Here is an 18343-nt window from a genome sequence, read left to right as displayed (position 1 = left end):
CAGGTAAGGGGCCGAGGTAACCCATGACGAAGGATGTCGTCGCTCTCACCAGGACCATGCCCGACCCGCTGAGCGTGCTCGCGGGACTGCTCGCCGGTGGCCCGGACATGCTGGCGGGCGTCGAGGGGGAAGGTGCGGTGGTGCAGCTCTGCGACGAGCAGGGCCGCCCCCTCGTCTCCGTCGAGGCACCCCTGCTGGTGCAGGTCAGGGGGGAGGCGCAGCGGCTGCTCGGGGCGAGTGAGCCCGAGGTGCCGTACTGGTGGACCGAGGCCCGTGCCACCACCGGCGTCAAGGAGGCCGAGCAGCTCGCCGGGACCTTCGCGGCCCGCATCGCCACCCTGGTCGGCGGCACCGCCTGGCCGCGGGAGGCGACGCGGTCCCTGGCGGTGGTCAGGACCGAGGGGATGCGCGCGGTGCCGACCCCGGCCGCGGCGCAGCCCGCCGTGGACGTGCTCACCGACAAGGTCGCCGTGGTGATCCAGGACCGCCCGGTGGTCGCGATGACCGCCTGGCTCTCGAACGCCTTCCGGGCCGTGGCCGAGGCCAACCTCGGCCTGCAGATCGTCACCCCCGCCGGCACCCGTCTGTCCCCGGCGGTCCGCAACAACCTGCCGGGCTGGCCCTCGCGCTGGGTGGTGCAGGACGAGAAGGACGGCTACTACGACGGCCTGTCCGGAGCCGTGCTGCACTGGGCCAACGGCCTGTTCATGCCGGTCGAGTCCCCGGAGGCCACGCCGGAGGACCCTCGTACCCCCATGGCCGACTCCTTCGCCCCCGTGGTCGCGGACGACGGCGAACGCCAACTGGCCGTGTCCTTCCGGGCGATCCACCCGGCGGACGAGCGGCTCGTGCTCGGCGGCGCCCTGGAAGCCGTATGGCGTGAGCTCACCGGTGAGCCGCCGGCCGGCTGGGGTACCGAGGAGCCCGCCAACCTGCCCTGGTCGGTGCGCCAGCTGACGGACGTGGCGTACGAGCGGGCACCCGAGCCGACCTGGCTGGTGGTCGTCGGCAGCCCGGAGCGGCCGGGCCTTGCCACGGTCCGGATCAGCCGTACCGAGGGCGGTGTGGAGGAGGACGTCACGCTGGCGTTCGGCTACGGCCCGGGCGAGGAGGTGCCGACGGACGCCGACGTGATTCGGGCGGCGGAGGTCCTCGCCACCCGGCACGACCTGCAGTCGATGCTGGTCCAGGTCCGCAGGGCCCGCCGTGATCTGTCCGTACCGCCGCGCTTCGAGGGCCCCGGCGTCCCGTACGCCTTCGTCCTCGGTGCCGACGAGGTACGGGAGATGCCCGGCGACCGGGCCCGGCGCACCCCGCTGCCCACGCCGCCGCGCGAGCTGGGCCCGAAGCGGCGTCCGGCGCTGTACTACTCCTTCCCCGGCGACCCCTCGGACCTCTCGGGCTGGGCGGACTTCGAACGCCTGGTGACGCACCTCAAGGGCAACTGAGGCGCCTGGCCCGGGGGAACCGGCACCTGCTCCCGGTCGCGGGCGCGTTGGGGCGCGTCCTGCTGGACGCCCACTCCGTCTTCGGCTCCATCGCGAACCGGAAGACCCGCTGTACGGGCTTGGTGCACAGCACGGTGACGGCGGTGCCCGCGAGGAGGGTGACGAGGACCTCGCCGAGTGGGCGGCGCAGCCGGGCGTGGTCGAACCAGCCGCGGTAGTCGGCGGACTGCACCAGGAAGCCGTGCAGCGGACAGCCGTACAGCGTGCCCGCGCCCAGCGCCGTGAACCACCTCGTGCGGTGCGGCACCCAGGCGAAGAAGCAGGCCGTCAGCAGCAGCGAGCAGCCCGTCTTCGCGAGCGTCAGCACCGGGCCGCACCACCAGGGCGCGCCCAGCTCCTGCGCCGAGTCACGGTGGTGGAACCACGCGGTGTTCATGCGCGGCACCGCCCACCAGCCGACCAGCAGCGCGGCGGTGAACACCGGCACCGCGGCGATCCGCAGCGAGCGGCGGCGCACCAGCTGGAAGTGCTCGGGCTTCATGCACGGGCCGAGCACGAAGTACGGCAGGAACTGCAGGACGCGCCGCAGATCGAGGTCGTCACCGATGTTCGGGGGTGAGGGACGCCAGCATGGCGATGCCGAGGGCGACTGCGAACGGCGAGCGCGCCAGCTTCCAGATCGGGGTCGTCAGCCGCCAGATGAACGGTCTCGAAGACGACATACGGCACCAGGACGCCGATGATCAGCCGCTTCAGCAGGACACGACCGTGTACGCGGCGTCCAGGATCCGGCACTCCCGCAGCCATTCCTGGTTGTCGCCCTGGATTACTCCCGATTTACCGAACTCGGGCTCGTCGCCCACGTGATGATGCGCACACCCAGCGACCGCCATCTCACCCGCGATGTCCCGATTCATCCTGGCTAAATGGGGCATACGACACCCCTGTGTCGTCAATTCGAATTACCTGCGCACAAGATGTGTGGACGCGGGGTGGGCGCGGAAAGGAACCCGCGTAATTCCCTGAGAATTCGGGTGCGGACGCGCCGTCGAATTACTGTACGGCGGACCGCCCGCGCAGGTCCGGTGGCCAACGTTGTGTCACGAGCCGCATGAGGTGGCCGGGTTGGTGGCACGATGGTTCTGGCGGGGGTGCGGTGGCCGTACCCCCGGGCCGGGAGAGCGGACCGACCGAGGGTGTGATCAGTTGTGGCCATTTCACTGTCTGTGGTGCTGCTGTTGGCAATCATCCTGGTGGTCCTGCTACGAGGAGGGAACATCAAGGCGGGGCCCGCGATCATCGCGATCCTCTTCGGCTTCTTCCTCGCCTCGACCGGCATGGCTCCGTCCATCGACCGCTTCCTGAACTCGATAGCGAGCTCCATCAGTTCGATCAAGTTCTGACCGCGCGGGTCCGGCGGACCGGAGCGCACGGAACAACTGAACCGGCGGGGAGACGTACGGGGACGGCGCTGCGCGACACGGATCCGGTGGAGGCGGCGGGCCGCCGGATCGAGGCCGCCTCGGTACCGACGCCCTCGGCATGGCGTACCTCGCCCGGTCCGTCTCCGGCCGCCGGCTCGCGCTCAAGGCCGTCCACGGCCAGTACGCCGACGGCGGGTTCCGCGTCCGCTTCCGCCGTGAGGTGGCCACTGCCCGACAGGTCGGCGGCGCCTCCACGGCCCCCTGCGGACGCTGACGCCCCGCACCCTTGGACGGCCCGCTCCACCTCCCCGGCGAGGCCCTGGGTGCCCTCCTCGCGACTCTCGGCGTCGCTCGGGCCCGGGCCCTCGCCACCGGCCACGGCCCGCTCCCGCCGGACCGGCCGCGCGGAGGCCTGCGTGACATCCACCGTGGCCGGAGGTGCCCCGCGACCCGAAACCGGCCAATGTCATGCTCACCGGGGACGGCCCGTGCGTGATCGACTCAGGCGCCTCTCGCGCCACCGAGCCCACCCGCACCGACGCCCCGACCCAGCCCGGCCGGTCCTCGGCCACGTCGCCACCCGAAGCGCCCCCTGCGACAGGGCGAGCCCCTGGGGGACGGCGACCCGGGTCGTCGACGGCACCCCCGACCTCGACGGCGTGCCCGAGGAAGCTCCCCTTCGTCCGCCCCTGTCTGGCGGAGCACGCCATGGCCCGGCCCGCCCCCGGCGAACTCCTCCGCCTCCTGCACGACGGCCGGCGACCCGACCGCGCCCCGGCTCCCCGCCGCCGGCGCAGCCGCCGAGCCCTTGAGGCGCCACCAGCACCGTCCTCCTGGCCCGGGACGACAAGGGCGCCCCGGACACGCCGGAGGCCCGGCCCCGCCGAAGCGGAACCGGGCCTCCGGGTCGGTCCGAGCGACCGATCGGAGCGGGCGACGGGAATCGAACCCGCGTAGCTAGTTTGGAAGACTAGGGCTCTACCATTGAGCTACGCCCGCAACAGTGCGCCGCAGGTCGGTGACCGCGGCACTGAAGGCATCGTAGCGGGTCGCCCGGCGCCGAGGCCAACGAGTACGTCTTGGGAGCGCCCGCACGCGTCGGCTCGAAGAATGCGGCCGACGGAACCGGCCGGGCCATGTACCCTACGTGTCGCACCAGACGGGGTGTGGCGCAGCTTGGTAGCGCGTCCGCTTTGGGAGCGGAAGGCCGTGGGTTCAAATCCCGCCACCCCGACCACCTGTCCACGACGTCGTGATGATCGCCTTTTGGGGCGCTGACCGGCTGCGGTTACTATGCAAGCTGCGCGCCCGTGTGTCCCGGCCCCGACGGCCTGAGTACTCCTCCGGGCGGCGAATCCGCCGGACCTGTCTGGCTCCGGCAGAACCCAAGCAGTCAGCCACAAGGAGACCGAACCGTGAAGAGCGCCGTGGAGACCCTGAACCCGACCCGGGTTCGGCTCACTGTCGAGGTGCCCTTCGAGGAGCTCAAGGACAGCCTCGACGCGGCGTACAAGAAGATCAACCAGCAGGTCACGGTGAAGGGCTTCCGCAAGGGCAAGATCCCGGCCCGCGTCATCGACCAGCGGTTCGGCCGCGGTGCGGTGCTGGAGGAGGCCGTCAACGACGCGCTGCCCAAGTTCTACACCGAGGCGGTCAACGAGGCCGAGCTGAGCCCGCTCGGCCAGCCCGAGGTCGACATCACCGAGCTGAAGGACGGCGAGACGCTGAACTTCACCGCCGAGGTCGACGTCCGCCCGGCCCTGGAGATCCCGGACTACTCCGGCATCGAGGTCGAGGTCGACGCCGTCGAGGTGACCGACGAGGACATCGAGAAGTCGGTCGAGCAGCTCCGTGAGCGCTTCGCCTCCACCTCCCCGGTCGAGCGCGCCGCCGAGGACGGCGACGTCGTCACCATCGACCTGGAGGCCAAGGTGGACGGCGAGGTCCTTGAGGACGGCATCGCCGACGGCGTCTCCTACACCATCGGCTCCGGTGAGCTGCTGGACGGCATCGACGACGCCGTCAAGGGCAAGTCCGCCGGCGAGGAGGCCACCTTCACCTCCGAGCTCAAGGGCGGCTCCGCCGCGGGCAAGGAGGCCGAGGTCACCGTCAAGGTCACCCAGGTCGCCGCCCGTGAACTGCCCGAGCTGGACGATGAGTTCGCGCAGCTCGCCTCCGAGTTCGACACCCTGGACGAGCTGAAGGCCGACAGCCGCAAGCGCCTCGCGAACATGAAGCAGTTCGACCAGGCCACCCAGGCCCAGGAGCGCGTCCTGGAGAAGCTCCTTGAGCTGGTCGAGGTCCCGGTCCCCGAGAAGCTGCTCGAGGACGAGGTCAACACCCGCAAGCACAACCTGGAGCACCACCAGCTCGGCCAGATGGGCCTCACCCTCGACAAGTACCTGGAGATCCAGGGCAAGACCGCCGAGGAGTTCGAGACCGAGACCCGCGAGGCCGCGGTCAAGGGCATCAAGACCCAGTTCGTCCTCGACGAGCTGGTCAAGAAGGAGAACCTCAACGTCAACCAGGAGGAGCTCACCGAGCACCTCATGCGGCGTGCGGCCTCCTCCGGCATGTCCCCCGACCAGTTCGCCCAGGCCGTCGTCGAGGGCGGCCAGGTGCCGCTCCTGGTCGGCGAGGTCGCCCGCGGCAAGGCCCTGGCCGTCGTGGTCGAGGCCGCCACGGTGAAGGACACCAACGGCGAGATCGTCGACCTGGAGGACGAGGACGAGACCGAGGCCGCCATCGAGACGGTCGAGGCCGCGGAGGGCGCCACCGAGGACGCCGAGGAGAAGACCGAGGGCTGAGCGGCCCTACGGCGCCTCTGACGACGTAGACGGGCCCCTGGGGAGTGTGTCTCCCGGGGGCCCTCTGTCGTACGCCAGGGGCAGTTCCCCAAGGGGCGCGGGGAACTGCGCGAACAACCCCCACGCACCCGCGCCCGACGACAACCGCACCGCCCCCCACGAACCGCACCGGCCCCCTCGCGGAGCGCTACGCCCCCGGCGAACACCCGCATTCCCGGGATTCCCCGAAGGGACCATCGCGTTAGGGTCCATGAAAGGCAGAACAATGAGACGGCCCGGCGCCGTCGTAAGACGAGCAGGTGGATACGTGACGAATCTGATGCCCTCCGCCGCCGGCGAGCCTTCCATCGGTGGTGGCCTCGGCGACCAGGTCTACAACCGGCTGCTCGGCGAGCGGATCATCTTCCTCGGCCAGCAGGTTGACGACGACATCGCCAACAAGATCACCGCGCAGCTGCTGCTCCTTGCGGCCGACCCGAGCAAGGACATCTACCTCTACATCAACAGCCCCGGCGGCTCGGTGACGGCGGGCATGGCGATCTACGACACCATGCAGTACATCCCGAACGACGTGGTGACCATCGGCATGGGCATGGCGGCCTCGATGGGCCAGTTCCTGCTCACCGGCGGCACCGCCGGCAAGCGGTTCTCCCTGCCGCACACGGACATCATGATGCACCAGGGCTCCGCGGGCCTGGGCGGTACGGTCTCGGACATCAAGATCCAGGCCCAGTACCTGCTGCGCACCAAGAAGACCATGACCGAGCTGACCGCGCTGCACTCCGGCCAGAGCGTCGAGACGATCCTCCGCGACGCCGACCGAGACCGCTGGTTCACCCCGGAAGAGGCCAAGGAGTACGGTCTCATTGACGAGATCATCACGCACGCCTCGGGTGTTCCGGGAGGCGGCGGCACCGGTGCCTGACCGGCCCGGCCACGCCACGCACCGCCGAGACCCCAGCCCCCCGAACGCCACCAGGACGGTGAACCCCATGAGCAACTTCCCCGGCGCCGCCAGCGGCATGTACGAAGGGCCCCGCCCCGACAGCCGCTACGTCATCCCGCGCTTCGTCGAGCGCACCTCCCAGGGCATCCGCGAGTACGACCCGTACGCGAAGCTCTTCGAGGAGCGCGTGATCTTCCTGGGCGTCCAGATCGACGACGCCTCCGCCAACGACGTCATGGCGCAGCTGCTGTGCCTGGAGTCGATGGACCCGGACCGGGACATCTCGATCTACATCAACAGCCCCGGTGGCGACATGACCGCCCTCACGGCGATCTACGACACCATGCAGTTCGTGAAGCCCGACATCCAGACGGTCTGCATGGGCCAGGCGGCCTCCGCGGCGGCGATCCTGCTCGCCGCCGGTACGCCCGGCAAGCGCATGGCGCTGCCGAACTCCCGCGTGCTGATCCACCAGCCGGCGGGCTCCACCGGCCGCGGTCAGCTCTCCGACCTGGAGATCATCGCCAACGAGTTCACCCGGATGCGTGAGCAGCTGGAGAACATGCTGGCCAAGCACTCGAACCAGCCGATCGAGAAGATCCGCGAGGACATCGAGCGCGACAAGATCCTCACGGCCGAGGAGGCGCTGGAGTACGGCCTCGTCGACCAGATCATCTCCACCCGCAAGCTGAACAACAGCTCGGTCCGCTGACGCGGAGCGGCTTGCTCTCTGCCCCTCTTGGCACGGTGCACGTCAAAGTGAACCCTGCCAAGGGGGGCCCGAACACGGGGCCCGGCAAGGTACCGTCGGACATAAGGCAGCACCAGGAGCCGCTGGACCTCCGCGTCCAGGCGTCTCCCAGGCGAAGGGGAAGCACACCGTGGCACGCATCGGTGACGGCGGCGATCTGCTCAAGTGCTCGTTCTGCGGCAAGAGCCAGAAGCAGGTCAAGAAGCTCATCGCAGGGCCCGGTGTGTACATCTGCGACGAGTGCATCGATCTCTGCAACGAGATCATCGAGGAAGAGCTCGCGGAGACCAGCGAGGTGCGCTGGGAGGAGCTGCCCAAGCCCCGTGAGATCTACGAGTTCCTTGAGGGCTACGTAGTCGGCCAGGAGGCCGCGAAGAAGGCCCTGTCCGTCGCGGTGTACAACCACTACAAGCGGGTCCAGGCAGGCGAGAACGGCGGCCCGAGCGGCCGTGACGACGCCATCGAGCTGGCGAAGTCCAACATCCTCCTGCTGGGCCCCACGGGCTCCGGCAAGACCCTCCTCGCGCAGACGCTGGCCCGCATGCTCAACGTCCCGTTCGCGATCGCGGACGCGACGGCGCTCACGGAGGCGGGCTACGTGGGCGAAGACGTGGAGAACATCCTCCTGAAGCTGATCCAGGCGGCGGACTACGACGTCAAGAAGGCCGAGACCGGGATCATCTACATCGACGAGATCGACAAGGTGGCTCGCAAGAGCGAGAACCCGTCGATCACCCGCGACGTATCGGGCGAGGGCGTCCAGCAGGCGTTGCTCAAGATCCTGGAAGGCACCACGGCCTCGGTCCCGCCCCAGGGTGGCCGCAAGCACCCGCACCAGGAGTTCATCCAGATCGACACGACGAACGTCCTGTTCATCGTGGGCGGTGCGTTCGCCGGCCTGGAGAAGATCATCGAGGCCAGGGCCGGTGCGAAGGGCATCGGCTTCGGCGCCACGATCCTCTCCAAGCGCGAGCTGGAGGCCAAGGACGTCTTCGAGGACGTCATGCCGGAGGACCTGGTCAAGTTCGGCATGATCCCCGAGTTCATCGGCCGTCTGCCCGTGATCACTTCGGTCCACAACCTCGACCGCGAGGCGTTGCTGAAGATCCTGGTAGAACCCCGCAACGCGCTCGTGAAGCAATACCAGCGCCTCTTCGAACTCGACGGCGTGGAGCTGGACTTCGAGCGCGAGGCCCTGGAGGCCATCGCCGACCAGGCCATCCTCCGCCAGACCGGCGCCCGAGGCCTGCGCGCCATCATGGAGGAAGTCCTCCAGGGCGTGATGTACGAGGTCCCGTCCCGCAAGGACGTGGCCCGCGTGGTCATCACAGCCGACGTGGTCCTGTCCAACGTGAACCCGACCCTGATCCCGCGGGATGCACGGGGGCGTGGGTCCGGCGAGCAGAAGTCGGCCTGACACACGCGCCGTACGACAGCGAAGGGGCCCCGGTCGACCGACCGGGGCCCCTTCGTCGTAGCAGCCGGCCGTCAGGCCTTGACGCGCACGTCGTTGCGGAGCTTGGCCGCGAGGTCCGCCGTGTCGTTGATCGTGCCGCCATCGCCGGAGGCCATGGCGGCGAAGCTGAACGCCGAGACCCGGGCGATCGTGCTGTGGTCGGCCCAGATGCACACCGGCACCTTGATCGTCTTCGCCGTTCCGGCGGACGACCCCGACGAGCCGGTGTTGTCGAGCTCGGCCACCTGGCACTTCATGATGCCGTTGGAGAAGCCCGCCGGGTTGACCGTCTCGGGACTGCCGATCAGCTTGCCCTTGGTGTCGGAGCCGCTCTGATCCTTCTCGGACTCCTGCTTGGCCTTGGCGAACGCGCCGTCGATGACGGCCTCGGGGTTGGCGATCGTGCCGTACACGCCGCTGAAGGACAGGCCCTTCGCGGTCAGCCCCTTGCCGTTCTGGTACGCGCCGCTGACGCCCTGAGGGTTCTTGACGCCGGCCTTCTCGAAGTCCTTGAGGTCGGACGGGGTGACCTCCCCGTTCGAGGACGGTGACTTCGTGTACGTGCCGTTGATGACCGAGTCAGGAGCCGTGAGCTTGTGCGGACCGTCGTCCGCGACGCTTGAGCCGCCGCCCCCGCTGAACGCGAGGTACGCCCCCACCGCCACGGCCGCCACCACGGCCACCGCGCCGATGATCAGGACCGTCTTCTTCTTGCCGCCGCCCGGCTGCGGGGGCTGCGGCATGCCGTAGGGCTGCTGGCCGTAGGGAGGCTGCTGGCCGTAGGGGGGCTGCTGCGGATAGCCGCCCTGCTGCGGGTAGCCGTAACCCGGCTGCGGCGGCTGCGGCGGAGCCTGCTGGGGGTAGCCGTAGCCGGGCTGCGGAGCCTGGGGCTGCTGGCCGTACGGGCCCGGCTGGCCCGGCTGGCCGTAGGGCCCCGGCTGGCCGTACGGGGCAGGCTGCCCCGGCTGGCCGTACGGACCCGGCTGCTGGGGTGGCTGGCCGTACGGGCCCGGCTGGTTGTTGCTCATTTCTGGGTTCCCCCTAGGACGCTTATGTGTTCCTGACATCCTGACCCAGGCCCGGAAAGCACGCGGCACCGGGGGCCGCACCGTTACAGAACAAACGCGTTTCGGGACCACCCCGTGACACCTCTAAACTGACCCCCGTGACCGAGAACGCTCAGCAGCAGCCACCCGCGCCCGACTCCGAACTGCCGACCCAGTACGCGCCGGCCGATGTAGAGGGCCCGCTGTACGAGCGCTGGGTAGAGCGCGGTTACTTCGAGGCGGACGCGAAGAGCGACAAGCCGCCGTACACGATCGTGATCCCGCCGCCGAACGTCACGGGCAGCCTGCACCTGGGCCACGCCTTCGAGCACACGCTCATCGACGCCCTGACCCGCCGTAAGCGCATGCAGGGCTACGAGACGCTGTGGCAGCCCGGCATGGACCACGCCGGCATCGCCACGCAGAACGTCGTCGAGCGCGAGCTGGGCAAGGAGGGCAAGTCCCGCCACGACCTGGGCCGTGAGGCGTTCGTCGAGCGCGTCTGGCAGTGGAAGGGCGAGTCCGGCGGGCAGATCAGCGGGCAGATGCGGCGCCTGGGCGACGGCGTCGCCTGGTCGCGTGAGCGGTTCACCATGGACGAGGGGCTCTCCCAGGCCGTCCAGACCATCTTCAAGCGCCTTTACGACGACGAGCTGATCTACCGCGCCGAGCGCATCATCAACTGGTGCCCGCGCTGTCTGACGGCCATCTCGGACATCGAGGTCGAGTACCAGGACGACGACGGCGAGCTGGTCTCCATGAAGTACGGGGACGGGGACGACACCATCGTCGTCGCCACCACCCGTGCCGAGACGATGCTCGGTGACACGGCCGTCGCCGTCCACCCCGAGGACGAGCGGTACAAGCACCTCGTCGGCAAGCTCATCAGGCTCCCGCTGACCGACCGTTCCATCCCGGTCGTCGCCGACGAGCACGTCGACCCCGAGTTCGGCACCGGCGCCGTCAAGGTCACCCCGGCCCACGACCCGAACGACTTCGAGATCGGCCAGCGCCACGAGCTGCCGTCCATCACGGTCATGGACGAGCACGCCGTCATCACCGTCCACGGCCCCTTCCAGGGCATGGACCGCCTGGAGGCCCGCTCGGCGATCGTCGCCGCGCTGCGCGCCGAGGGCCGGATCGTCGCCGAGAAGCGGCCGTACATCCACTCCGTCGGCCACTGCTCGCGCTGCAAGACCACCATCGAGCCGCGCCTGTCCATGCAGTGGTGGGTCAAGGTCGGCCCGCTGGCCAAGGCCGCCGGTGACGCCGTCCGCGAGGGCAAGGTCGAGATCCACCCGCAGGAGATGGAGAAGCGGTACTTCGACTGGGTCGACAACCTCCACGACTGGTGCATCTCGCGTCAGTTGTGGTGGGGCCACCGGATCCCGGTCTGGTACGGCCCGCAGGGTGAAGTCGTCTGCGTCGGGCCCGACGAGGAGCCGCCCGGGACCGAGGCGGAGGGCTGGAAGCAGGACACGGACGTCCTCGACACGTGGTTCTCCTCCGGCCTGTGGCCGTTCTCGACCCTCGGCTGGCCCGAACAGACCGAGTCGCTCGCGAAGTTCTACCCGAACTCCGTCCTGGTCACCGGCTACGACATCCTCTTCTTCTGGGTCGCCCGGATGATGATGTTCGGTCTGTACGCGATGGACGGCACCCCGCCGTTCCACACCATCGCCCTGCACGGCATGGTCCGCGACCAGTTCGGCAAGAAGATGTCGAAGTCCTTCGGCAACGCGGTCAACCCGCTGGACTGGATGGACAAGTACGGCTCCGACGCCCTGCGCTTCACCCTGGCCCGTGGCGCCAACCCCGGCGTCGACGTCCCGATCGGCGAGGACTGGGTCCAGGGCTCCCGCAACTTCGCCAACAAGATCTGGAACGCGACGCGCTTCGCGCTGATGAACGGCGCGACGGTGGAAGGCGAACTGCCGGACGCGTCGCGGATGTCGGCGACGGACCGCTGGATCCTCTCCCGCCTGAACTCGGTCGTCGCCGAAGTCGACGCCTACTACGACGACTTCCAGTTCGCCAAGCTGTCGGACGCCCTCTTCCACTTCGCCTGGGACGAGGTCTTCGACTGGTACGTCGAGCTGTCCAAGACGGTCTTCCAGGCGGGCGGCGAGCCGGCGGAGGTCAGCAAGCGGGTCCTGGGCGAGGTCCTGGACGTCACGCTGAAGCTCCTCCACCCGGTCGTCCCGTTCGTCACCGAGACCCTGTGGACGACCCTGACGGGCGGCGAGTCGGTCGTCATCGCCGAGTGGCCGAAGGACAGTGGCTTCCGCGACGCCGACGCCGAGCGCGAGATCGAGAGCCTCCAGTCGGTCATCACCGAGGTCCGCCGCTTCCGCGCCGACCAGGGTCTGCAGCCAGGCCAGCGCGTCCCGGCCCGCCTGACCCTGGACGGTACGGCCCTCGCCCCGCACGAGGCCGCCATCCGCCAGCTCCTGCGCCTCCAGCCGGAGGGCGAGAGCTTCACGGCGACGGCGACCCTGCCGGTGGCGGGCGCCGAGGTCGCGCTGGACCTCTCCGGCACGATCGACGTGGCGGCCGAGCGCAAGCGCCTGGCGAAGGACCTGGCGGCGGCCGAGAAGGAGAAGTCCCAGGCCACGGCCAAGCTCGGTAACGAGGCCTTCCTCGCCAAGGCCCCGGACCAGGTGGTCGACAAGATCCGAGGCCGCCTGGCGAAGGCGGAGGAGGACATCACGCGAATCCAGGCCCAGCTGGACAGGCTGCCGCAGGCGTAGGCCGTTCTGCCCGGCTGAGGCCCCGGCGCGATTCGAGGCGCCGGGGCCTCCGGTCCAGGGGGCGACCAGCCACGACGGACCCGCACCCGGCCATGCAGAGGAACCACCCCGAACCGGCCCTTTGTCACTGCCGCTCCGTAGACTGGCCCCGTGAGCGACCTCCCGCACGAAAACGACCAGCAAGGCCCCCTCGACGACTTCGACGAACTCATCGAAGCCGAGACCACCCGCGACCCCGACCTCGCCGTGATCGAGGCCGGCAGCCGCACCCTGCGCACCCAGGGCGGGCAGCCCCAGGCCGACGTACCCACGCGGCCCGAGGACCCCGAGGTCGACCGTGCCCTGCGTGAGGTCGAGGCGGACCTGGCCACCCGCTGGGGCGAGACCAAGCTGGAGCCCTCGGTCGGCCGCATCGCCGCGCTGATGGACGTGCTGGGCGAGCCGCAGCGCTCGTACCCCTCGATCCACATCACGGGCACGAACGGCAAGACCTCCACCGCCCGCATGATCGAGGCCCTGCTCGGCGCCTTCGAGCTGCGCACCGGCCGCTACACCAGCCCCCACGTGCAGTCGATCACCGAGCGCATCAGCCTGGACGGCGCCCCGGTCTCCGCCGAGCGGTTCATCGAGACGTACGAGGACATCAAGCCGTACATCGAGATGGTGGACGCGCAGCAGGAGTACCGCCTGTCGTTCTTCGAGGTGCTCACCGGCATGGCGTACGCCGCCTTCGCGGACGCCCCGGTGGACGTCGCCGTCGTCGAGGTGGGCATGGGCGGCTCCTGGGACGCCACCAATGTCATCGACGCCGACGTCGCGGTGATCACCCCCATCGACCTGGACCACACCGACCGGCTCGGCGAGACGACCGCGGAGATCTCCGGCGAGAAGAGCGGCATCATCAAGCAGGGCGCGACCGTGATCCTGGCGCAGCAGCCGGTGGACGCCGCGCAGGTGCTGCTGAAGAAGGCCGTCGAGGTGGACGCCACCGTGGCCCGCGAGGGGCTGGAGTTCGGCGTCGTCGCCCGCCAGGTCGCCGTCGGCGGGCAGATGGTGACGCTGCGCGGCCTCGGCGGTGAGTACCCCGAGGTGTATCTGCCGCTGCACGGCGCCCACCAGGCGCACAACGCGGCCGTCGCCCTGGCCGCCGTGGAGGCGTTCTTCGGCGTCGGCGCGGTGCGCGCCGAGCCGCTGGACATCGACGCCGTCCGCAAGGCCTTCGCGGCGGTGTCCTCGCCGGGGCGGATGGAGGTCGTACGGCGGTCCCCGACCGTAGTGCTGGACGCCGCGCACAACCCGGCGGGCGCCGCGGTCACCGCGGAGGCGGTCCAGGAGGCGTTCGACTTCACCCGGCTGATCGGTGTGGTGGGCGCGAGTGGCGACAAGAACGTGCGCGGGCTGCTGGAGGCCTTCGAGCCGATCTTCGCCGAGGTCGTCGTCACGCAGAACTCCACCGCCCGGGCCATGGACGCGGACGAGCTGGCCGCGATCGCCGTCGAGGTGTTCGGCGAGGAGCGGGTGCAGGTCGAGCCGCGGCTGCCGGACGCCCTGGAGGCCGCGATCACGCTGGCCGAGGAGGAGGGCGAGTTCGCGGGCGGTGGCGTGCTGGTCACCGGTTCCGTCATCACCGTCGGCGAGGCCCGGCTGCTGCTGGGGAAGGGCTGAGGACCGAGGATGCGTACGCTCTGTGCCTCGACACTGATCGGCGAGTTCTTCGTCATCGGGTTCGCCGGGCTCGTCGCCATGAAGGACCCGAGCCTGTCCGTCTCCACGGTGTGGCTGGTCAGCGGTATCGCGATGCTGCTGTGCGTGCTGCTCTGCGGCATGGTGACCCGGCCCGGCGGGGTGGCCCTCGGCTGGGCCCTGCAGATCGCCCTGATCGTCTCCGGGATCTTCGTCCCGACGATGTACTTCATGGGCGCGGTGTTCGCGGCGCTGTGGTGGGCGTCGGTGCACTTCGGCAGAAAGGTGGACGCGGCGAAGGCCCGCTTCGCCGCCCAGGCGGAGTCCGGCTCCTCCACAGCTGACGCTGCGTAACAACCGCAGGGCACGCTCTTGTAACCTCGTCCCACCACCGCAGACGTCCCTCAGAAGGAGTCCCCCCGTGACCCAGCGCACCCTCGTCCTGCTCAAGCCCGACGCCGTCCGTCGGGGCCTGACCGGCGAGATCATCAGCCGTATCGAGCGCAAGGCCGGCTGGCAGATCACCGCGCTGGAGCTGCGCACCCTGGACCGCGGCACGCTGGAGCAGCACTACGCCGAACACGTCGGCAAGCCCTTCTACGAGCCGCTGGTCGAGTTCATGGCCTCCGGTCCTGTCGTCGCGCTGATCGTGGAGGGCGAGCGGGTCATCGAGGGCGTGCGCGCACTGGCCGGTCCGACCGACCCGATCGCGGCCGCGCCCGGCTCCATCCGCGGTGACTACGGCGTGATCGTCCGGGAGAACCTGATCCACGCCTCCGACTCCGAGGAGTCCGCCGAGCGCGAGGTGAAGATCTTCTTCCCGGGCCGGGTGTGAACCACGGCGAGCTGAGTTTTCGCTAATTTTTCTGAGGGGCCGTCAGCTCGGTGCGGTGGCGCCTGACCAGGGACGGCCGTATATTTCCGGCCGTCCCTTGGCATATGCCTCCCGATCGGGGGAACGCGTGCCTCCGTTGGACCGTCTCCACAAGCGGGGCGGGCCGCCATCTGGTGACAATGGCGGAGACCCTCGCGCAGTGGCCGTGCAGGCGCGTTTACGATGGAAGCCTTCACGTCACAGCACCCGCCTCGCCGACCTGATATGCCCTCAAAAGCACAGGAAGGCCAGATGAATCCGGATGGGGAACTCAATGTCGTTCATCGGCCGTGACATGGCTGTCGACCTCGGGACCGCCAACACGCTGGTGTACGTCAGGGGCCGCGGGATCGTACTCAACGAACCGTCCGTCGTCGCGATCAACACCAACACGGGCGGGATCCTCGCGGTCGGTGCCGAAGCCAAGAAGATGATCGGCCGGACACCGGGCAACATCGTCGCCGTCCGCCCGCTGAAGGACGGCGTGATCGCCGACTTCGAGATCACCGAGCGAATGCTCCGCTACTTCATCCTGAAGATCCACAAGCGGCGCTATCTCGCCCGGCCGCGGGTCGTCGTCTGTGTGCCCTCCGGCATCACGGGCGTCGAGCGCCGCGCCGTGATCGAGGCGTCCTCCCAGGCCGGCGCCCGCCAGGTGCACATCATCGAGGAGCCCATGGCCGCCGCCATCGGCTCCGGCCTGCCGGTGCACGAGGCCACGGGCAACATGGTGGTGGACATCGGCGGCGGCACCACGGAGGTCGCGGTCATCTCGCTCGGCGGCATCGTCACCGCCCAGTCCATCCGAGTCGCGGGCGACGAACTGGACAACGCGATCATCCAGTACATCAAGAAGGAGTACAGCCTTCTGCTGGGTGAGCGCACGGCCGAGCAGATCAAGATCACGATCGGTTCGGCGTACGACCTCGACTCCGACGAGCACACCGAAGTCCGTGGCCGCGACCTGGTGTCCGGGCTGCCGAAGACCGTGGTCATCTCGGCCGCCGAGGTCCGCAAGGCGATCGAGGAACCGGTCAACGCGATCGTGGACGCGGTCAAGACGACCCTCGACAAGTGCCCGCCGGAGCTGTCCGGCGACATCATGGACCGAGGAATCGTTCTGACCGGCGGCGGAGCCCTGCTGCGCGGGCTCGACGAGCGGCTGCGCCGGGAGACCGGGATGCCGATCCACATCGCCGAGGATCCGCTGGACAGCGTCGCGCTCGGCTCCGGAAAGTGCGTCGAGGAGTTCGAGGCGCTGCAGCAGGTCCTGGACGCCCAGCCGCGCAGATGACGTAACTCTTCCATTCCGCCGTACGAGACGTTCTCCTCTCGTGCGGCGGATCGTTGATTAGAGGCATAAGCTCCACAAATGGGCTCCTGGGGTTGCGAATCGCGTAACGCGCCCGCGAAGGGGCTCCCGAATTCCTATTGAGGAAGGGCACGGCCGCCGCACGTGAGGGACACGAAAGAGAGCCGGTTGCTCCTGGTCCTGCTGGTTGCCATCGCATTCGCGCTGATCACGGTGGACATCCGCGGGGGCAGGAACTCCCCGGTCGACGGTGCCCGGCAGGCCGCGGCCGCCGTGTTCGGCCCGGTCGAGAACGGGCTGTCCTCGGCGGTCGACCCGGTCGGCAACGCCGTCTCCGCGATCCGGGACTCCGGCAGCCGCCATGACCGGCTCGCCACGCTGGAGAAGGAGAACGCGGCCCTCAAGGCGAAGCTCGGCAGCGACGACCGCAACCGCAGCCGGCTGAACCAGCTCGACAGAATGCTGAAGATCGCCGGCGAGGGTCAGTACGGCATCAAGGGCGCCCAGGTCATCGCCATAGGGGCGGCGCAGGGCTTCTCCTGGACCATCACCATCGACGCCGGTGCCAACGACGGCATCCGGCGCGACATGACCGTCCTCAACGGCGACGGGTTGGTCGGCCGGGTCACCACCGTCAGCGCCGACACCTCCACCGTGCTGCTCGCCAACGACCCCGACTTCACCGTCGGCACCCGCATGGAGGGCAGCGACGAACTCGGCTTCGCCTCCGGGCAGGGCGACCGCCCGCTGCGCGTGGAGTTGCTCAACGGCAAGGCGGAGGTGAAGAAGGGCGACCGGCTCGTCACCTTCGGCTCGGAGGCCGACCGGCCGTTCGTGCCAGGAGTGCCGGTCGGCGTGGTCTCCCGCATCGACCCCTCCAACGGAGGCCTCACCCGCACGATCTACGTCACCCCGTACGTCGGCTTCACCAAGCTCGACATCGTCGGCGTGGTCGTCCAGGCCCCGAAGAAGGACCCGCGTGACGAGGTCCTGCCGGCCCAGCCCAAGCCGGTCCCGACGCCGACGGTGACCGTCACGGTGACCCCGTCCGCCGGCGCTTCCGCCAACGACCAGCAGCAGCAGTAGGAGCTGAATCCCATGCGCCTCAACCGGATCCTGCTCTCCAGCGCGCTGGTCGTCGTGGCGCTGGTGATCCAGGTGAGCGTCCTCGCCCGCCTGCATCTGCCGGGAGCCGTGCCCGACCTGCTGCTGCTCACCGTCCTGGGCCTCGCCATGGTGTACGGCCATGTCGGCGGCGCCCTCGTCGGCTTCGGCGCCGGTCTGCTCGCCGACCTCGCCCCGCCCGCCGACCACGCGGCCGGCCGCTACGCGCTCGTGCTGTGCGTCATCGGCTACTGCGCCGGGCTCATCAAGCCGGAGACCGGCCGCCTGAAGTCGGCGACCGGCCCGATGGCCGTCGTGGTCGCCGCCGCGATCGGCTCCACGCTGCTGTACGCGTGTGTCGGCGCCCTGGTCGGCGACACCGCCGCCCGCCATGTCGGCCTGCCCGGGCTGCTGTTCTCGGCGGCCCTGTACGACCTGCTGCTCGCCCCGTTCGTGGTGCCCGGCATCATGTGGCTGGCCCGCCGCGCGGACAACGACCCGCTCGCCGAGGCCGGCCCCGCCGCCAAGGCAGGCGACATCTCCAGCGGCTGGCTCTCCTCCGGCACCGGCCTGCGCATCGGCAGCCAGCGCGGCGGTCTCGGCGCGCTGAAGGCCAAGGCCCGCACCCGCTCCGCCCGGGTCGGCCGGATCAAGGGGGTCAAGCGGCTGTGAAGCGCGGTCAAGCGCCTGCGGGTCCCGCGGAGTTCACCCGAACGGGTCAGCTGTCCCGGAACGCGGGCTC

At 69.7% G+C, this 18343-nt stretch carries 15 protein-coding genes, 2 tRNA genes and 1 pseudogene; 15 read left to right on the top strand and 3 right to left on the bottom strand.

Annotated features, from left to right (window positions below; translation table 11 throughout):
• Positions 1–23: 23 nt before the first annotated feature.
• On the top strand, positions 24–1448 hold the full coding sequence (locus AV521_RS27770; protein ID WP_076091832.1) for a DUF6177 family protein: 1425 nt from the start codon (positions 24–26) through the stop codon (positions 1446–1448).
• Here the strand turns inward: AV521_RS27770 and AV521_RS27765 are convergent.
• A pseudogene (locus tag AV521_RS27765) lies at positions 1367–2204 on the bottom strand (acyltransferase family protein); the annotation flags it as partial. The gene AV521_RS27770 and the pseudogene AV521_RS27765 overlap by 82 nt on opposite strands.
• A 452-nt stretch (positions 2205–2656) precedes the next feature.
• Here AV521_RS27765 and AV521_RS27755 point away from each other — a divergent pair.
• A complete protein-coding gene (locus tag AV521_RS27755; protein WP_076091826.1) occupies positions 2657–2851 on the top strand; it encodes a hypothetical protein in 195 nt (64 codons plus the stop codon).
• A 139-nt stretch (positions 2852–2990) separates the two neighbouring features.
• Positions 2991–3146, top strand: coding sequence for a hypothetical protein (locus tag AV521_RS49445; RefSeq protein ID WP_179023424.1), 156 nt, complete (start codon positions 2991–2993; stop codon positions 3144–3146).
• 654 nt (positions 3147–3800) lie between these two features.
• On the opposite strand, the gene AV521_RS27750 is transcribed toward AV521_RS49445, so the two are convergent.
• Positions 3801–3871: transfer RNA gene (locus AV521_RS27750), tRNA-Gly, on the bottom strand.
• A gap of 161 nt (positions 3872–4032) precedes the next feature.
• Here AV521_RS27750 and AV521_RS27745 point away from each other — a divergent pair.
• The 5 genes from AV521_RS27745 to clpX all read left to right on the top strand — a co-directional run bounded on the left by AV521_RS27745 (position 4033) and on the right by clpX (position 8793).
• Positions 4033–4109: transfer RNA gene (locus tag AV521_RS27745), tRNA-Pro, on the top strand.
• A gap of 178 nt (positions 4110–4287) precedes the next feature.
• On the top strand, positions 4288–5679 hold the full coding sequence (gene tig / locus AV521_RS27740) for a trigger factor (RefSeq protein WP_076091824.1): 1392 nt from the start codon (positions 4288–4290) through the stop codon (positions 5677–5679).
• Positions 5680–5998: 319 nt separating this feature from the next.
• Positions 5999–6604 carry an ATP-dependent Clp protease proteolytic subunit gene (locus AV521_RS27735; RefSeq protein WP_076091878.1) on the top strand — a complete coding sequence of 202 codons (606 nt, stop codon included), beginning with the start codon at positions 5999–6001 and terminating at the stop codon, positions 6602–6604.
• A gap of 67 nt (positions 6605–6671) precedes the next feature.
• The gene (locus AV521_RS27730) at positions 6672–7337 is read left to right on the top strand and encodes an ATP-dependent Clp protease proteolytic subunit (protein WP_076091822.1); all 666 of its coding nucleotides are present in this window, start codon (positions 6672–6674) and stop codon (positions 7335–7337) included.
• Positions 7338–7506: 169 nt separating this feature from the next.
• Complete coding sequence (clpX, locus tag AV521_RS27725; protein ID WP_076091820.1) at positions 7507–8793, top strand: ATP-dependent Clp protease ATP-binding subunit ClpX; 1287 nt, start codon at positions 7507–7509, stop codon at positions 8791–8793.
• 71 nt (positions 8794–8864) lie between these two features.
• Here the strand turns inward: clpX and AV521_RS27720 are convergent, their stop codons facing one another.
• Positions 8865–9860, bottom strand: a complete 996-nt coding sequence (locus AV521_RS27720; protein ID WP_076091818.1) for a hypothetical protein — start codon at positions 9858–9860, stop codon at positions 8865–8867.
• 137 nt (positions 9861–9997) lie between these two features.
• Here AV521_RS27720 and AV521_RS27715 point away from each other — a divergent pair, with 137 nt between their 5' ends.
• From AV521_RS27715 to mreD, 7 genes are all read left to right on the top strand, one after another.
• Positions 9998–12628: a valine--tRNA ligase gene (locus tag AV521_RS27715; protein WP_076091816.1), complete on the top strand. Its 2631-nt coding sequence runs from the start codon at positions 9998–10000 to the stop codon at positions 12626–12628.
• 150 nt (positions 12629–12778) lie between these two features.
• The gene (locus AV521_RS27710) at positions 12779–14293 is read left to right on the top strand and encodes a folylpolyglutamate synthase/dihydrofolate synthase family protein (protein WP_076091814.1); all 1515 of its coding nucleotides are present in this window, start codon (positions 12779–12781) and stop codon (positions 14291–14293) included.
• 9 nt (positions 14294–14302) lie between these two features.
• Positions 14303–14665 (top strand): DUF4233 domain-containing protein, encoded by a 363-nt coding sequence (locus AV521_RS27705; RefSeq protein WP_076091812.1) that lies wholly within the window; start codon positions 14303–14305, stop codon positions 14663–14665.
• 67 nt (positions 14666–14732) lie between these two features.
• Positions 14733–15146 carry a nucleoside-diphosphate kinase gene (ndk, locus tag AV521_RS27700; protein WP_076091810.1) on the top strand — a complete coding sequence of 138 codons (414 nt, stop codon included), beginning with the start codon at positions 14733–14735 and terminating at the stop codon, positions 15144–15146.
• A gap of 313 nt (positions 15147–15459) precedes the next feature.
• The gene (locus tag AV521_RS27695; RefSeq protein WP_020940056.1) at positions 15460–16479 is read left to right on the top strand and encodes a rod shape-determining protein; all 1020 of its coding nucleotides are present in this window, start codon (positions 15460–15462) and stop codon (positions 16477–16479) included.
• A gap of 162 nt (positions 16480–16641) precedes the next feature.
• Positions 16642–17583, top strand: a complete 942-nt coding sequence (gene mreC, locus AV521_RS27690) for a rod shape-determining protein MreC (protein WP_076091808.1) — start codon at positions 16642–16644, stop codon at positions 17581–17583.
• Positions 17584–17595: 12 nt separating this feature from the next.
• Positions 17596–18273 carry a rod shape-determining protein MreD gene (mreD, locus tag AV521_RS27685; RefSeq protein ID WP_076091806.1) on the top strand — a complete coding sequence of 226 codons (678 nt, stop codon included), beginning with the start codon at positions 17596–17598 and terminating at the stop codon, positions 18271–18273.
• The last annotated feature ends 70 nt before the right edge of the window (positions 18274–18343 follow it).

Origin of the sequence: Streptomyces sp. IMTB 2501, assembly GCF_001953885.1 — a bacterium.
Lineage (GTDB): Bacteria > Actinomycetota > Actinomycetes > Streptomycetales > Streptomycetaceae > Streptomyces.
The sequence above is the reverse complement of the archived record's forward strand: the minus strand, read 5'-3'. Positions and strand labels throughout refer to the sequence as shown.

Excerpts from the sequence above, each read along its gene's own strand:
- AV521_RS27770 (WP_076091832.1), top strand. The coding sequence starts at position 24 with ATGACGAAGGATGTCGTCGCTCTCACCAGGACCATGCCCGACCCGCTG.
- AV521_RS49445 (WP_179023424.1), top strand. The coding sequence starts at position 2,991 with ATGGCGTACCTCGCCCGGTCCGTCTCCGGCCGCCGGCTCGCGCTCAAG.
- AV521_RS27735 (WP_076091878.1), top strand. The coding sequence starts at position 5,999 with ATGCCCTCCGCCGCCGGCGAGCCTTCCATCGGTGGTGGCCTCGGCGAC.
- AV521_RS27730 (WP_076091822.1), top strand. The coding sequence starts at position 6,672 with ATGAGCAACTTCCCCGGCGCCGCCAGCGGCATGTACGAAGGGCCCCGC.
- AV521_RS27720 (WP_076091818.1), bottom strand. The coding sequence starts at position 9,860 with ATGAGCAACAACCAGCCGGGCCCGTACGGCCAGCCACCCCAGCAGCCG.
- AV521_RS27705 (WP_076091812.1), top strand. The coding sequence starts at position 14,303 with ATGCGTACGCTCTGTGCCTCGACACTGATCGGCGAGTTCTTCGTCATC.
- AV521_RS27695 (WP_020940056.1), top strand. The coding sequence starts at position 15,460 with ATGTCGTTCATCGGCCGTGACATGGCTGTCGACCTCGGGACCGCCAAC.
- mreD (WP_076091806.1), top strand. The coding sequence starts at position 17,596 with ATGCGCCTCAACCGGATCCTGCTCTCCAGCGCGCTGGTCGTCGTGGCG.